This window comes from Oligoflexus sp., from assembly GCF_035712445.1.
GTDB lineage: Bacteria > Bdellovibrionota_B > Oligoflexia > Oligoflexales > Oligoflexaceae > Oligoflexus.
Genome location: NZ_DASTAT010000046.1, coordinates 1 through 15,773, shown reverse-complemented (window position 1 = coordinate 15,773; position 15,773 = coordinate 1). Strand labels below are relative to the sequence as shown.

Genomic DNA, 15,773 nt, shown 5'->3' with positions numbered 1-15,773 from the left:
ACTAGTCGTGCATCCCGGAAGTTCGTTCCTACAGTTTTATTGGGTGGTATAGTTCTGTAGAAAGCTTAATTTGTTTGATTTTGTGTCTCGTTCGTGGCTGGATATCGACCGAGCTTCATCGAATGGATTTGGCAATAGTGGCAGATGTTGTCCGGCTCATTTTATCCCCTCCCGTGCGCGCAGCGCTCATATCCCTTGCACGCTCCGAAAAGGAAGAGCATCGATTGGTGACCCGATCGAGGATTATACTTTCTGCAGCCAGCGGGAAAAGTGTGGGAGCGGTTGCCGCGGGCTGTGGTGTCACTTGCAAGACGGTGAGGAAATGGTGCCAGAGGTTCGCACAAAATCCTGTCGTTTCAACATTATCTGATGCACCCCGCAATGGTAGGCCCATTCAAATTCCCAGTGATATCCGATGCCAGATCATTAAGCTGGCGTGCTCAAATCCTCTCAAACGGGATCCCCTTCGCAACATCTGGACAATTGGATCATTGAAACAGCAACTTCAACAGGAGACTGGTTGGAACGTCAGCTCAAGTGAGATTCACCGCATCCTTTCTTCCAAAGAGATTCGTCCGCATCGCGTTAAGATGTGGTTGCATAGTCCAGACCCGGATTTTTCGGTTAAAGTGAAGCGTATTTGTTCTCTTTACGTATCGCCTCCCCAGAAAGCCACAGTTCTGTGTATTGATGAAAAAACAGGGATGCAGGCTCTTGAGCGCAAATATCCATTCAAACATGCTGGCGTTGGAAAAGTGGGGCGGAAAGAATTTGAATATGTTAGACACGGCACACGATCTTTGTTTGCTGCGCTCGATATAAAGACCGGAACTATAACTGGTCACTGCTCGCCATATCGAGGCGCAGGTGATCTTCTGACATTTATGGAGCATCTGGCAAAGGTATATCCTAAAGGCCCGATCTATATTGTCTGGGACAATTTAAACATCCATCACGGCGATCGCTGGAAAAAATTCAACCAGCGACACCGGCATCGATTCCGATTCGTCTACACCCCATTACATGCTTCCTGGATAAATCAGATCGAGATCTGGTTTAGCATTCTGCAGCGCAGGGTCTTAAAGCATGGATCCTTCAAAACATGCGATGATTTGCAAAGAAAGGTTTTGCAATTTATTCAACGTTGGAATACCTACGAAGCGCATCCCTTCAAATGGTTGTTTAAAGGGAACTTCGACAATGCAAAAGCCTGTTAAAGAATGCGGAGCGATTATATGGCCGAATATTATGAATTCGAAGTTTCTCTTCGAGGAGTCAAACCACGGCTCTGGCGCCGATTTCAGCTCAGGAAGACGGCAACTTTTCAGGATCTTCATGACGCAATTCAAGACGCCTGTGGATGGGAAGATTGTCATCTTTTTTCGTTTGCGACCTCATTCGGTCGAAATGCGGAGGAGATTGCGACAGGCATACCGCCGGGTTCAGCCTTCGATGAACCCGAAGCTCCCCCTGCAAGCAAGGTCAAACTGAAAAGTTATTTTGAGTATGAAGCTAAATGCGGATATGTCTATGACTTCGGAGATGGTTGGCAGCATGACATAAAGTGTACGTCCATCGTTGCAGAGAGTCGCTTTAAGCGGCGGTTGATCGACGGCAAAGGCACCTTTCCGCCTGAGGATTGCGGTGGCCTATGGGGATTTGAGCGCTGTGTGAACGTTTTCAAAGGTATTGAGGAAGATGAAGAAGGTCTCAAAGAATGGCTCGGCGATTGGACGCCGAACAACTTCTCTTTGACTGAAGTAAGAGAGCGGTTCGACCAATAACGACTCGCTCTACGCAATAAGCAGTTTACACCGGAACGAACTTCCGGGATGCAGGACTAGCCTGCCAAGCGAGTCATGCTGGAAGCTGTATTTGGCAATGCCAGTGAGGGCATCAACGGTCCTGTTATGGAGCCCATCACTCGTGAAATGGTAAACCTCGCTGGTGTCCATCGACGGAACTCGAATAATTCCGGTGGAATCTGGCAAGTACGTGGGACCATAGTTTAGGTTTTCAACAGGGAGCCTGATCCCACTTCCTAGGACGATATTGCCAGACATGGGGTGAAAGGCATGATAGCCGCTGAGTGACCACCCTCCCAGGTTTTGTCTTGAAGCATCTACAGCTCCGAACGTTGCTTTTTTTGAAAGGAAAACTGTTCGCGGGCCGGTGTCCAGTGAGCCTTCGAAGCTATATTCGATTCGGATTTCCGACTGAACCAGACCATTGAATTTCTGCCCATTGGCATCGTTGCCATCCCACGTGTATTCAAAAACGAAAGGCTCATCAAGGTTTTCATTAGGTAAGATATCATAGGTTTTTTCAAATACAGTGCCGAGAATGGTCAATGACGCTTTCACGTTTAATAATTTTCCAAACCTCGCTGGATCATTCGCGGAGAACTTTTCAATGTCCATTTTTAGTGTACGCCCAAGACCTTCGGTTGCTGGCTGGCTTCTGGAAGAATAATTAAGACTAAAACTGGTTCCAGTGATGGGAACAGTCTGAAAAAGCGTTTGATCACGGCAGTCAATGATCGACCCCGGTTGATAACTCGAAATTGTTCCGCTGCTGCATGCGTTGAGAGGCTCAGGGCTTTGTTTGAATGGTGCACTGGGTCCGTTGTATATCACTCCGCCATCGATGATGTCAGCATGAGACGGATTTGAGACGGAAGCAAGGAAACTTAGAAGCGACACAGAGAATAGGGAAGACTTCATTCGAATTGCTTACCCGGAATAATGTTTGGGACTCTTTTTTAGCTTCAATAAGTTCTTATCGACTTTACATGAGCTGAATTGAAGAAGTCCTTAAACAGGCAATAAACGTAGCAGATTAAGTTAATAGGTATGCACAATCGAGGATGTCAGACAGGGGAGGATAGAACTTTGTTGCTCCGAGTCCTAATCCTTGTTCGAAAACAGGTTACAATTGGGATGAATCTTGGGTCCTCCCTGGCACTCCACCCCGCAAGGTTGACGATCAACTTCCCCCTCTTTCACTTCATTAAAATTTTTTGAGTCACCGTCACCGCAGAAGCTTCAGCTCCCGGATGTTCGGAATGCCTTGGGCATGGCTGGCTCTAACAATGACGTTGAAAAGGACAAGACCGAAATGCTGAAGCTCGGCGAGTGGCGGCCCGCCGCAAAGCCACAAACTTCCAATTGTCGCGGCTATCATCTGCCGAGCCTTTACGCACCGGACGGTATGTTGTCGTGGCGAAGTACCCGGGAGCAGCTGCTCAAGGGAGTAATGACTACGAAATGGTCTTCCGCCAAATTGATGATTTAAAATAGGACTGGCTTCTGGGGACCCACACAGAATTTAGAAAGAGCCATCGTGCGCGAAGTTTTTGAGATAATGGTTACTTAAGGATTTTTCTGAGTCTTGGAATTTCGACTGTAATTACCAGCCATACCGCTTCGTAATCGAGACCAAGATAGTCGTGAACAATTACATTTCGAAAGCCACGAATTTTTCGCCATGGAATGTCTGGATGTTTCTCTTTGAATTCATCGGATAGACGCGAGGTTGATTCTGCAAGTGTCTGCAGACTACGAAGAGTGGCGTTGCGTACGAGCTTGTCATTTAAGAAAAGTTCGCGGTTGCCTTTGACGAAGGTGTTTATGTCCGAGATGCATTCTTCTATGTGCAGTAAGTAGATTTGATCGTCCTTCATACGGCGATCGCTTCTTTCAAGACTTTTTCCCGAATATGCTTATTGAGGCCTTTATCTGTAACAATATCAACCTTGGCACCCAATAGATCCTGCAGATCCATAAGAAGGCCGCCGATTTCAAAAGCCGATCGACCGGGTTCTAGTTCAATGAGGAAATCATAGTCACTGTCCGGGCGAGCTTCCCCACGCGCAACAGATCCGAAGATCCGGATGTTGCTCGCGCCATATTTCTTCGCGATGTCGAGAATTTCTTGACGGTGAGCTTTGATTTTTTCAAGCGGAGTCATGAGTTGCCTCATGGTGGAGGTGGCGGGAGTTGAACCCGCGTCCGAATGTGTGTCGACAAAGGCTGCTACATGCTTAGAACCGTTATTAATCCTCTTGCCTCAAGCGCGCACGGACATGCACTTGAGGCCGCAACCTGATTGATGTCCCTTAACAGCCCACAGGTGGAGAGTCGTTAAGGTAATCCAACGGATAATACGTCTTGCATGAGTGTTGGAGCCTCATGTTCAACGTCGTAGCTAATTAAGCTGCGAGTGCGTAAGTAGAATCGTTGCCGATTATACGTTTAGTACGCCTTTATAACCGGGTTGCGTACCCACCCCGGACATGCTCCTTAAAACCCACTGCCACACCCGTCGAAACCAGTACACCCCCGACGGAGCTTGCGTAGACTTTAATTTTGCCCCCAGCCTGGGGGCGGGTGTATGGTATTCTAATTCCGTAGTAATTTGCAAGATGGCTTTGGAAAGATTCTGGAGGTCGCATTTGGTTGTTCAGTTTGACGCCCAGACCCCAAAAGATCAGGCTCCGGGCGCGCAGAAGCTGGAGACGACCACGCATTCGGGACCCTCATCGTTGATGCAGCACTTTGCGGAAGAAGCATTCGATGAACCCGCCCAGAATCTGGCGTTCTCATGTCCGATCGATCATGAAGGTTCATCGGTTTACGTGCAGGGTTGGGCAAGGCCGCATAGCGACCAGCCGCCGGTGATTTTTGTCCATGACCTGGGCGAGAATGTGGAGCTGTATGCAGGTGCGGCGGGGATGCTGGTTAAGAATGGGTTTAATGTTTTTGGGTTTGATTTGAGAGGGCATGGCCGGTCGATGGCGTTGACCGGGGATGTTCTTAGGTTTCAGGATCTGGTGAACGACCTCTTACAGGTTGTCGCGTGGATTCGGCATAAATCGAACCGGAAAAAGCCCTTTCTGATCGGTCAGGGTGTGGGTGCGTTGATACTCATGCATTTTCAGAAGACGTACCCGCAGTATGTTCAGCGGTGTTTGCTTTTGGCGCCGATTCTACAGGAACAGACGGTGCTGCCGTTTTTCAGCCGGCTGCTCGTTAGTGGGATGGCCCAGCTTTTCCCTGGTGCCCGAGTTCCAAGATTCCTGCTGCCTTATTTTTTACCACTAAGTGACGAAAGCAAGGAGCGCGGGCTGGATGCCACGCTTGTGATTACCGCGCGTTTTGCGCAAGAGCTTTTGCAAGCGATTCGGTCTGTTTCTGATGTATTTAAAACATTGGACGCCAACGTCCTTTTCGTTTGCCCAACAGATGATCTCTTTTACAACAGTGCCCTTTTGCATAAACTCGTGGGTCAGAATACCAACACCTGGCAGCTCGAAATCTCCGAGGTGAAGGGTATTTCGTCTCACGCTCTTTCCAGTGATCCAGAGGAATTGGAAAAACTTTTTGAAGTGATCCTGCCCTGGATGCGCAGTCGTTGTGAAATCTCTGCAACCTCATAATCTGTGACGGTGCCCATGGAAGATTCTTCGCCTTTGGCCTTGTCTCTTGCGCGTCTGAATGATTTTCGTCGGAATATTAACTATGCGCTAAGTGCCTTGCGGGTTTTACGCGGGGGTGTCCTGGCGCTTTGTACGTTTCTGCTATGGGCCTGGGTGAGCCCTGAGGCCTGGGGACAGCAGCTCGCTATTTTTTGCGTGAGCCTTTTTGTTTTTTTGGTGATCGGTTGGCAGAAGGGACTAAGGCCGAGCTCGATGAGCGAATGGCTTTTATCACTGGAAATGGCCAATCCACAATCGAATAAGAGCGCGTTTCAGCTGCCAAAGGATGCGAACCTGGATCCCACCTGGAGCAGGCTGGTGGATTCGGAGTTGGAACGGCACAAGAAAGAGGGCTGGCAGCTTTTAATCTCCAAAGGATCCTCGCTGCTTTTGCCTATGTTGGCCCTTGTTGTTTTGAGCCAGACAGCGGGTCAGGCTTGGGAAAGCGCGTTGCAATCTCTGGAACGGGCAGCTTTGAGTCTGACCTATGGGGCAAGACTGCGTGTCGTTGAAGGTATGCCGGAGTCGGATGGTCAGTTGATTAAGCTCAGCAGCAAAACATTAGAGCTTACTGTTCTTGAGCAGAACCTTGTTGAGGTCTTGGTAACAGCCCAGCCCGAATCCGCACCGAGTCTTCAGCTGAAGGATAGCCAAGGAAAGAATCTTCAAACTTTCCGGCTGGTGAAAGCTCCGAGCCCCGAAGGGAATGAAACCACGGGCCGCTTCTCGGTAACATTTGCCATTACCGAAGATGCTCAGCTTTTCCTCAGTACTATTTCGACCAGTACGCCGACCGCGGTCATCAAAGTGAAACGTCTGCCAGTGCCGCAGGTAACACTAAGCTCGGTTGCCGACCTGGAAGAATCCTGGCCGGACGATAAACCACTGCCCCTCGATATCTTTGTAAAAGCAGAACACCCACTGCAGTCCGTTCAACTCGTTATTAAGGCCGGCGAACGCACCCATAAGGAACTTGTTACCGAAGTCCTTGCCCAGGACAAAATGGAACTGGAAACAAGCTACAACCTCCCGCTCGAAACCTATATGGACAAGGACGAACAGGAACTAGAGATAGTCGCAGAAGCCATGGACCGCGCGATCACAGGCCCACTTATAGGCCGCAGCAAGCCCCTTATTATTAAGGTCGTAAGTGCCTACGGCCGCTATCAGCAAACCCTTCGGACACTGGCCGAAGCCAAAAAGGAACTCGACCTCGCCGTCCAAGGGAAGTCAGAATACAACCCCAAGCATCTAGCCGAACTCGGAAACAAAGCCGCCAAGCAAGCCGAAGATTCCCCCTATTTCGATGGACTCGATCGGCATCAGATCCGCCTCTTCCAACAAACCTTCGAATCCATCGCAAGAAAACCCGACCAGGAACTCACAGTTCAAGCCAGCGAAGACCTCAACCGCTTCCTCTTCGAACACGAATCCCTTGACGACCGTGAACGCGACCGCGACTTCTTCGTCGCCGCCAGAACTCTCAGCCGCCTCCTCGAACAAAAAGCAGAAGAACGCAAAGTCCCGGTCGATAAAGTCGTCAACCGCATGAAAAACTTCCTCGACGAGCGCCATCGCCGCTGGGAACTCCGCATGCAGAATATGAACGCAGAGAACCGCCCTCAGGAATGGGATCAGGTGCAAAAGAAACCCTTCAATCAGGCCTTAAGCCAGATTGAAAAGATGGACACCAGCAAACCCCCACAAACCGAAGACGCGCTGCAAAAACTCTCGCAGACGGTGGAATCCTACCGCCAGTGGATCGAAGCCCTGGAAAGCAAGGAAGACCAAAGCCGGGCCGAGCAGGAAAAACAAAGACAGCAGGGTCTCGCCAACGCACAAAACCAATTGCGCGAACTGCAAAAACGCCAAAGCTCCGTCTCGACCAAACTCGACAAAGCAGCCCAGCGTGAAGAAAAGGACCTCCAGGAAAGCTGGGCCTCGGTTCGCATGGATCAGAACTCAAACGTCAAAGGCACCCGCGAACTCGAAGCCCAACTCCGCTCCATGTCCCCCACCGCAGGCGAGCGCATGAAGGCCGCGGTCCAGGCCATGGAAGCGACGATTGATTCCGGGAATGAAAACAAATTCGCCGATGCTGAATCCGCCTCGGATATGGCAGGTCGACTGCTTCAGCAGGCCGAAAGTGCTGCCCGGCAGTCGCAAAGAGATAATGGCAAACGCGGCCGCCGTCGCCGCGTGACGAGCGATCAGTACTATGGTAATCAGGTGGCCGGTGGTGATGTGGACCTTCGGCGTGACTACCAGGTGAATCGGCGTTACCGCGAGGACGTTCTGGAAGATGTCCGCGAACTCAAAAAACGCGAATCCTCGGAGGAGACGGATAGTCTTTTGGAAGACTATCTGCGCAAGGTGATTCGGTGACGCTTTCGGCTCTGGACAAACGGATAAAAAAACATATTCACGCAAAACCGCATGACGTTCGCATCGTCCCCGCCCCCGGTTGGAAGGATGTGTGCGAGGATGAAGTGCGGTCCATTCTTGCGACCTTCACACAGCCAGGAAAATTTGAAGCCAAGGTACAGGAAGACCCGGAAGGCATCGGGATCACGCAGCTGGATTTCCGCCAGCTGATCGAGATTCCACAAAGGTTCCTGACCGCCCAGGCCTGTTTTTGGACCATCCTGGACAAGCACGTCGGCAGTTTTGGAGAATTGCAGCAGGCTCTCGAAAGCCTTGATTTTCCCTTGTTTCTTCCACTAAATTCCTCGGTGCAACTGAAAGTACAATCCTTTCAAAGCCACCTTTATCATGAAGGCAAGCTCTACGAACAGATCTCGGAAATTTTCGCGGCGCAAGGTCATGCCGTTCAAGAGAAAGCCCCCTGGCAGCTCCTTGCCGAGCAGAGAGGGAACCGTTTTAAACTCTTTCTCGCTCTCGGTCCCTATCCTTTGCACCATAGAAACTATAAAGCCGAATCCCGGCACGGAGCCCCGCTGCAGGAATGTCTCGCGGCTGCGGCTCTGCGTTGGATGATGAGCCTCCAGAAGGGCTGGCAACCGGATCACATCGCAGTGCCATTTGCCGGCAGTGGGACTTTGCTCTTTGAATCCTGGCTTTTGCTGGGAAATTTACCGGCGTTCATGTGGAATCCGGGAGCCTATCTGGAAAACCTCCCCGCTACACCGAAAGCCACGCTGGATTCCATTCGCAAGCGCCTCAGCGAAAGGATTCATACACTTCCACCTGCAACTTTGATCGAAAAAGAAGGCGATATAGCAGCCGCCCTCCTGCTGCATGTCGCAAATTTTTTAAAACCATTGTCTGCCGCTCCCATAACCAACTCACTCTGCGCAGACGTCTTCCAATCCCCTCCACCCCCTGGCGAAAAAATTCTCGCCCCCTTAAACCCACCTTATGGGTTACGCCTCTCGCAGGAAGGGAAGAGCCGCCCCCTCGATTTTTACCGGGATCTTTCTGATTTTTTGAAAAAATGGCCGAAAAAAGGCCAGGATTTAAGAGGCTTCATGCTGATACCGGATGAAGAGTCGCTCTTGATCGTCCGGCAGAAGCTCGGCCCGGACGCAATCCAAGGCGTACAAAGCTTTTCCCAGGGCGGACAGCATATTCGCTGCCTGGCTTTTCATTTGAACGGGATCTGATTTTTCCGCTTCATGATACAATAGTTCCACAATATCCTAGAGGAGATCCCGTATCATGGCCAAGGCTCCAAGCAAGACTGCGAAGAAAGACAAGAAACCTTATCGTCTGATCAAAAAGCGCAACGGTCGCTATGCGATCATACAAAGAGGCAAATATATCCGTGCTGAAGAGAAGGTCAAAATTCTTGTGGCGGAAGGCCTGATCAAATTGCCCAAGCCCAAGGCTAAAGCTGCTGAGTAATCAGCTTACCTGGCGCTTCTGGTCGCGATCGATCACGAGGCGCCCGTTTTCTTCGAGCTTTCTCACCTCGTTCAAAACCTCCCGCTGCGCTTTCAGAATATCACTTTGCTTCTGAGGACCCAGGGCCTCGATATCATCGGCCAGCATTTTCGCTGAACGTTCGGACATGTTTTTATAGAAAAGTTTTTGGATGGTCTCGGTCGCAGCACGAAGGGCCAGGGTCAGAGTTCCGCGTGGAATGACCTTGACCAGTTCCTGGATGCCGCGGGAATCGATCAGAATAAGATCATCGAACGTAAACATCTTCTGTCGGATGTCCTCGGAAAGATCGGGGTTGCGCTCCTCGATTTTTTCCAAAAGACGCAGGCCGTCTTTGTCCAGGTGATTGAGAATTTCGGCCACCTTCCGCGACCCACCCAGTTTTCTTTGATGGATGGAACCCATGCGTTCGATTTCCTTGAGAAGATGCTGATCAATATCAGCGACCACATCGGGATCTATGGGTTCGAGTTTCGAGAGACGAATCATGATCTCGGTGCGCAGGGATTCATGAAGCTGAAGCAGAATCGCACTCGCCTTGTCGGAAGTCGCGTGAGCCAGGATCATGGCGATTGTTTGTGGATGTTCATTTTGAAGAATGCGGGCCATCGTCGGTGGATCGGCGATCTCAAGCGAACGCATCTTTACAGGGCCACGGCCGAGCTGCTGGGAAAGGGCCTCGCCCTTGTTGCCTTTGAACGCGAGCTGAATTGCCTTTTGTGCGAAAGCCGCCGTATCCTTGCTCAATCCGGTGGTTTTGGTGTTCAGAACTGTAAGGAATTCATTCACAACCGCATCAATATCCACCTGCTCCACGCGGCCCAATTGCTTGAGTGCGGTGCCGACTGAACGGACTTCGCTTTCGCTCATGCTGCGGAAAATCTCGGCCGCAAGGTCCTCGCCCAAGGAGAGCATAAGGATCGCAGCTTTTTGAGACGGATTGAATTTGCGTGCAGCCATCAAGGAACCTCAATTTCTTGAGGCTCTTATCGGCTTCTTTTCGTCGCGGCTTGATGTCTATTTGTCTTTAAATATCATAATCTTATAGCGTCAATGGAGAGGCTGCCCATATTCCCGCAGAAGCTGATCCAAATATCCCTGTGGATTCTCGACCATCCCTTGGGTCACAAGAAGATTCCGAATCATGGTCGATGGCAGTTCAAACTTAAAAGGCCGCAGGATTTTTTCACAGATGGTCATGAGACCCCGCGCTCCCGTTTTTTCTTCAAACGCAAGCGAAGCGATACGATCCAGAGCCTCATCAGTGAAATGGAGATTGATATCGTAAGCCCGGAAGGATTTTTGATACTGGCGGAGGATGGAACCGTCAGAGTTCAGCATGATGCTGAGAAGGTCATCCTTGCTCAAGGGATGACACGCAACGCGGACGGGAAGGCGTCCGATGAATTCCGGCTCGAAACCAAAGTTCACAAAGTCTTCACTGGTGGCGTGATCCAGGGCCTTATCACTCAGGTCTGGGACCCGGGAATGATCCGCTTGGAACCCGAGGGCACCTCGTCCGACTCTTCGCAGGATGATGTCTTCAAGTCCAGTAAAGGCTCCGCTGACAATGAAGAGTATATGCTTCGTGCTGACTTTCCCACGACCGAGCTTGCCGCGTTGGAAATCCATAATTGTCTGGAGCTGCGATTGTAAGTCATGGCCGGAACGCAGATCGATTTCGGTTTCTTCCATAAGACGAAGTAGGCCAAATTGTACTCCTCTCCCATTCACATCACGGCCTGTCGACCGCTGTCGGGAGGCGAGCTTGTCAGCCTCATCCAAATAAATCAAGCCACATTCCGCTTTACGTATATCTCCCCGCGCCTGGCTGACGAGTTCGCGAACAAGGTCTTCGACGTTGGCGCCGACGTACCCGGTTTCACTGAATTTTGTAGCGTCGGCCTTCACGAAAGGAACGCCGATGAGTTCGGCGATTTTACGAATGAGATAGGTTTTGCCCACGCCGCTGGGTCCGAGGAGCAGGATGTTTTGCTTCGTGTAATCATCGGTGCCGGGATCGCTTCCGTTATAGACCGCTTTCACCTGGTTGTAATGATCACAGATGGCAATGGCGAGAGCGCACTTGGCTTCGTCCTGCTTCATGATGGAGCGATCGAGGAATTGTTTGACGTCCTTCGGCTTATAGGGAAAATCCCAGTCAAGATTCGTGGCGGCCTCCTCGTGCAGATCACGGCGCGGTGGTGGCGGCTGGACGGCACTTGAGAAGTTGGGAAAACTGCCGCTAAAACGTTGACGCACGAAATCCTCGAAGTCTTTCTGAACGTGTTCTGGATCTGGCTCTTTGCGATTCATGACGGTCCCGGGACAGCTGTTCGACTTTACTATACGTGGAATGGTCCGTGGGGGAAATGGGGAAGGGGAGCTTGAAATGAGATGTCTTTGGACTTGAAGCGCGACTTTTTCGTCCCCACACGCTAACAATTGAGAAGGAAAAAACAGATCGCAGACGACGGAGAACTATGGATGGGCAAGGTCGCCAAACGCTATTATTTCAAGGGACGCGTGCAGGGAGTTGGCTTTCGATATCATACACACAGCATAGCCGCTGCATTTCCGGTTCAAGGTTTTGTGCAAAACCTCCCGGACGGGCGCGTTGAAATGCATGCAGAGGGTGAGGAAGAAGTGTTGGCCGCTTTAGTCGAGGCCATTCAGGATAGATTCACGGGATACATACACAGCTATGAGGTCCAGGATGTCACCGCTCTGCAGCTCAAGGGCTTTGAAATCAGACGATGAGTCGAACAGACATCGTGGAGTCTCATGGCCCTTAGTTGCTCATCAGAAGAAGAGCGCGGTCAGCCTTTTCTGACAGGGCTTTGCCGGCGTTGTTCAAACTCAACTTCGACCCAATGCGGTCAAAGAGCTTAATTTCAAAGACATCTTCAATTTTACGCAGCCTGTGGCTCACCGCGGGTGGGGTCAAGCCGAGCAACGCTGCTCCGGTCGATGGTCGTCCACCCCTCAGCAAATGCTGCAGGAGGATCAAGTCGTCGATGTCAAGCATGCGAAGTTTCTTGTATTTTTCGCTTTGTGGTTCCATGACGCAGCCTCTTCACTCCTGAAAGGTTTCCCCTGGGTTCACGTACGGGTAGTTTCCCCCTATTGAAAACAAAACTGGCCAAGAGGTCAACTTTTTGGTCAAACAAAATATTCTGGGAAGTTCTCCCGTATTTTTTTCGCATTGTTCTGGCGCACTAGCGCGTGGATACGCGTGTTTAACCACAGTGGATCGTTTTTTTCACAAACAAGGCTCACGAAGACCATGCTGGGCTTGCCAGCCGCCTGTTGACTGGCATACAAAAGGTGCATGATTCTTTTCCCCGAGTTGCTACCCAAGATCGAGACGTAGACGAAGCTTCATGGCCGTTGAGCCAGAAGCCTTACGAACCAACGAGGATTTTTTTGTCCTCCTTTGTCCGGAGTGGGTCTGATGGATGTGTTGAAGCATCAGGATTATCGCGAGATTCTCCATGGCGAGTTGGCACGTCGCATCAAGCAAAATCCTCGCTATTCGCAGGGAGCCTTTGCACGTGATCTCGCGCTAACACCCAGCCGACTCAGCGAGATTTTACACGGGAAGCAAGGTGTGTCAACTCAGGTTGCGCAGCAAATTGCGCGACTCATGCGATTCAACGAAGAGGAAACGCAGTACTTCCTTGATCTGGTGGAAAGTCAGCATGGACGGAGTCGACTCCTGCGCGAGGCGGCCCGCATACGTTTGCAGAGATTTCGTCGTTCACCGCTTGCGGATTTAATCGGTGATGACACCTTTCATCTTATTTCTGACTGGTACAATGTTGCCGTCATGGAACTTCTGCGTTTGGACAATATAAAGGCAGAGCCCGAGTACATTGCCAAAAGTCTGCGCATCCCTGTGGAGCAGGCCAAGGACGCACTTCAGCGGCTTGAAAGGCTGGGGCTTTTGAAGCGCAACGAGGACGGGCGACTTCAGCTTGTCAAAGCGCAGCAAAACTTTGTGGGATCAGTCGAATCCGAGTCTTTTCAAAAATTCTGCAGACAGATACTATGGAAAGCCATTGAGGCGGTCGATGAGACACGGCCCCACGCCATGCACAGCTACATGGTGGCCGTTGCTGAAAAAAATCTGCCGCAGCTGATGGCGACCCTGCGTGAAACATGCAACAGACTCGCGGAGCGAATGGATGTCGACATCGGAACCAAGGATACCGTCTACTGCCTTAGCACGCAGTTTTTTCCGGTATCCGAGTGTTCAAGAGATGACGGGAAGAAAGCTACGTTGCCGACCTGAGTGGCTGGGGTATGGGGCTCGCACTCGCCGAGGTGAGGGGCTGGGTTGTTTGACTCGTGCTCGCCGACGTGAGGGGCTGGGGTGTTGGGCTCGTTCGGTTCCCGCGGATAGTTTCATGTTGCGTTCTGTTCTCGCTGACCATTTCATTGCGGAGCGTCCTGCCTCCGCTGACTTCTTTCCGGAGACATCATGCGTAAATATTTAGCTTGGCTTCTGGCCGGTCTCGTCTCTATGAGCGGATCTGCCAAAGGTGATACGGTCGCTTTCCTGGGGGATAGCATCAGCACCGGCGGAGCCGCGCATGAAACACTGCGCTTTGATATTGAACTTCTGAGCCAGATTTTTGCCGGCAAGGTCGATATGAGCCCTGGGCCTGAATATTATCAGACGCTGAATGAAACCTGGGAGCCCATTGAACAGCCGGCGATGCCTCCACGGCGTTTGGATTTCTCGCGGCGGGAGTTCGATAATCCCTTCAGCTGGGTGACGGATAACGCAATGCTGGTCCTTGGAAAGCGGTATCTGGATACCGAGGAATATAGCTGGGGCTATCTCCTGGGACGCAAGCGCAAGGTCAGCCCACATGAAATTTTGATCGCAGCGCGGGACGGCGAACGTTCCGAGCATGCGACGCGGCAGGTGGATCGTCTGCTGGATGCGACCGGATCCAAGGCGCCACGGCATGTTTTTATGTTTTTCACCGGCAATGATCTGTGTGCGCCGCAGGCGGAATTCGCGACCGAGGCTGCGGATTATGCGAAGCATCAGGAACAGGCTTTGCGGTATTTGATTCGGAATGCTCAGCCGGATCATAGTGCGACTCATGTATGGCTGCTGGATCCCCTGGGGATTTTGCAGATTGTGAGTTCACCCGATATTTTGGGACGGCCGGTGAAGGCCTATGGACAGGATTTGACCTGTCGTGATTTGCAGAGCGGGCGTTTTAAAAGTCCGACCTCGGAGCTTTTGAAAGAAGGCATGAGCGATAAATTTATCTTCGGCATGATGTTCGGTCAGGGGCCACGCAGCTACTGCCCTTCGCTTTTCGCTGTGCATGAGGAAGGCGGGACTGAAATTCAATTGCGCCTGTCGGGTATGCTTGCGGCTTATCGACAGGAGCTCGATAAACTGGCTAAAAAGCTGGCGGACGTGCATCCATCGTTTAAGATACACCATCTGCGGGAAACCTCGGACCTGATGTTTACCGGCGAAGATATTGCGAATGACTGCTTTCATCTGAGCATGAAGGGGCATTTGAAACTGGCGCGGGTGGTCGATGAGGCCATGCGGAAGGCTATGCCCTAATTTTATAAAAGCCAGGACCTTTTCGACCACGCCGGGTATTATGGTAGAAGACAAGCCTCATTTCTGCTGACGGAAGTAACAAGCAATGACCAGGCCCGATTTTTTTCAAGGCGATCATTCCCACGTATTCGATGAAGGCAACCCCCTGGCAGAGCGCAACACGAAGCGTGCGGTGATCCTGACCGCCGTTGTCATGGTTGTCGAGATCATCGGCGGTTGGATTTTCAATTCCATGGCGCTGCTGGCCGATGGCTGGCATATGGCATCGCATGCTTTGGCTTTGGGGCTTTCGGTTGCGGCTTATAAAGCGGCGCGGAAGTTGGCGGGGCATTCGCATTTTAGTTTTGGGACCTGGAAGATTGAGGTGCTCGGTGGTTATACGAGCGCCATCCTGCTTATGGGCGTGGCTGGGATGATGCTGTTTGAGTCGGTCCTGCGGTTTATCACGCCGACACCGATTCAGTATGATCAGGCCATTGCAATTGCGTTTTTGGGGCTGGCGACGAATTTGGTGAGCGCGTGGCTTTTGAAGGATGGGCATGACCACGGGCATGGACATGATCATCACCACCATCATGATCACGACCACGATCATGCGCACGATCATAAACACGGGCATCATCACGATTTGAATTTACGCTCGGCTTATATGCATGTGGTGACGGATGCGGCCACTTCGGTTTTGGCGATTATTGCGCTTTTCAGTGGGAAGTTTTGGGCCTGGGATTGGATGGATCCCCTGATGGGTGTGGTCGGTGCGGTGCTGGTGGCAGTTTGGGCGTTCGGGCTGATCCG

The 15,773-nt window shown here is 51.3% G+C and carries 17 protein-coding genes and 1 other RNA gene; 10 read left to right on the top strand and 8 right to left on the bottom strand.

What is annotated here, in order from left to right; genetic code table 11:
* Positions 1–122: 122 nt before the first annotated feature.
* Positions 123–1,217: an IS630 family transposase gene (locus VFO10_RS09425; RefSeq protein ID WP_325139368.1), complete on the top strand. Its 1,095-nt coding sequence runs from the start codon at positions 123–125 to the stop codon at positions 1,215–1,217.
* A gap of 18 nt (positions 1,218–1,235) precedes the next feature.
* Positions 1,236–1,784 carry a plasmid pRiA4b ORF-3 family protein gene (locus tag VFO10_RS09420; protein WP_325139366.1) on the top strand — a complete coding sequence of 183 codons (549 nt, stop codon included), beginning with the start codon at positions 1,236–1,238 and terminating at the stop codon, positions 1,782–1,784.
* 9 nt (positions 1,785–1,793) lie between these two features.
* Here the strand turns inward: VFO10_RS09420 and VFO10_RS09415 are convergent, their stop codons facing one another.
* The 4 genes from VFO10_RS09415 to ssrA form a co-directional block, all read right to left on the bottom strand.
* Positions 1,794–2,723 carry a hypothetical protein gene (locus tag VFO10_RS09415; protein ID WP_325139364.1) on the bottom strand — a complete coding sequence of 310 codons (930 nt, stop codon included), beginning with the start codon at positions 2,721–2,723 and terminating at the stop codon, positions 1,794–1,796.
* Between the two features lie 644 nt (positions 2,724–3,367).
* Entirely contained in the window at positions 3,368–3,682 is a 315-nt protein-coding gene (locus VFO10_RS09410; protein ID WP_325139362.1) for a DUF86 domain-containing protein, read from the bottom strand.
* Positions 3,679–3,969: a nucleotidyltransferase family protein gene (locus VFO10_RS09405; protein WP_325139360.1), complete on the bottom strand. Its 291-nt coding sequence runs from the start codon at positions 3,967–3,969 to the stop codon at positions 3,679–3,681. Before VFO10_RS09405 ends, VFO10_RS09410 begins: the two co-directional genes overlap by 4 nt.
* 11 nt (positions 3,970–3,980) lie before the next feature.
* Positions 3,981–4,342: a transfer-messenger RNA gene (ssrA, locus tag VFO10_RS09400) on the bottom strand.
* Between the two features lie 111 nt (positions 4,343–4,453).
* Here ssrA and VFO10_RS09395 point away from each other — a divergent pair.
* From VFO10_RS09395 to VFO10_RS09380, 4 genes are all read left to right on the top strand, one after another.
* Entirely contained in the window at positions 4,454–5,437 is a 984-nt protein-coding gene (locus tag VFO10_RS09395; protein ID WP_325139358.1) for an alpha/beta hydrolase, read from the top strand.
* A gap of 15 nt (positions 5,438–5,452) precedes the next feature.
* Entirely contained in the window at positions 5,453–7,861 is a 2,409-nt protein-coding gene (locus tag VFO10_RS09390) for a hypothetical protein (protein WP_325139356.1), read from the top strand.
* 104 nt (positions 7,862–7,965) lie between these two features.
* A complete protein-coding gene (locus tag VFO10_RS09385) occupies positions 7,966–9,099 on the top strand; it encodes a hypothetical protein (RefSeq protein ID WP_325139354.1) in 1,134 nt (377 codons plus the stop codon).
* Between the two features lie 55 nt (positions 9,100–9,154).
* Positions 9,155–9,340, top strand: coding sequence for a hypothetical protein (locus VFO10_RS09380; RefSeq protein ID WP_325139352.1), 186 nt, complete (start codon positions 9,155–9,157; stop codon positions 9,338–9,340).
* Here the strand turns inward: VFO10_RS09380 and fliG are convergent, their stop codons facing one another.
* A complete protein-coding gene (fliG, locus tag VFO10_RS09375; RefSeq protein WP_325139350.1) occupies positions 9,341–10,339 on the bottom strand; it encodes a flagellar motor switch protein FliG in 999 nt (332 codons plus the stop codon).
* Between the two features lie 90 nt (positions 10,340–10,429).
* Entirely contained in the window at positions 10,430–11,641 is a 1,212-nt protein-coding gene (locus VFO10_RS09370) for an AAA family ATPase (RefSeq protein WP_325139348.1), read from the bottom strand.
* A 225-nt stretch (positions 11,642–11,866) separates the two neighbouring features.
* On the opposite strand from VFO10_RS09370, the gene VFO10_RS09365 reads away from it, so the two are divergent.
* Complete coding sequence (locus VFO10_RS09365) at positions 11,867–12,139, top strand: acylphosphatase (RefSeq protein WP_325139346.1); 273 nt, start codon at positions 11,867–11,869, stop codon at positions 12,137–12,139.
* Positions 12,140–12,170: 31 nt separating this feature from the next.
* Here VFO10_RS09365 and VFO10_RS09360 read toward each other — a convergent pair whose 3' ends face one another.
* Together VFO10_RS09360 and VFO10_RS09355 are read right to left on the bottom strand one after the other, a co-directional pair.
* A complete protein-coding gene (locus VFO10_RS09360; RefSeq protein WP_141731420.1) occupies positions 12,171–12,443 on the bottom strand; it encodes a LysR family transcriptional regulator in 273 nt (90 codons plus the stop codon).
* Between the two features lie 98 nt (positions 12,444–12,541).
* Positions 12,542–12,712 carry a hypothetical protein gene (locus VFO10_RS09355; protein WP_325139342.1) on the bottom strand — a complete coding sequence of 57 codons (171 nt, stop codon included), beginning with the start codon at positions 12,710–12,712 and terminating at the stop codon, positions 12,542–12,544.
* A gap of 121 nt (positions 12,713–12,833) precedes the next feature.
* On the opposite strand from VFO10_RS09355, the gene VFO10_RS09350 reads away from it, so the two are divergent.
* The 3 genes from VFO10_RS09350 to dmeF all read left to right on the top strand — a co-directional run.
* Positions 12,834–13,673 carry a TIGR02147 family protein gene (locus tag VFO10_RS09350; protein WP_325139341.1) on the top strand — a complete coding sequence of 280 codons (840 nt, stop codon included), beginning with the start codon at positions 12,834–12,836 and terminating at the stop codon, positions 13,671–13,673.
* Between the two features lie 189 nt (positions 13,674–13,862).
* A complete protein-coding gene (locus VFO10_RS09345) occupies positions 13,863–14,978 on the top strand; it encodes an SGNH/GDSL hydrolase family protein (protein WP_325139339.1) in 1,116 nt (371 codons plus the stop codon).
* Between the two features lie 85 nt (positions 14,979–15,063).
* Positions 15,064–15,773: CDF family Co(II)/Ni(II) efflux transporter DmeF (gene dmeF / locus VFO10_RS09340; RefSeq protein ID WP_325139337.1), on the top strand; the 710-nt coding region annotated here is incomplete at its 3' end.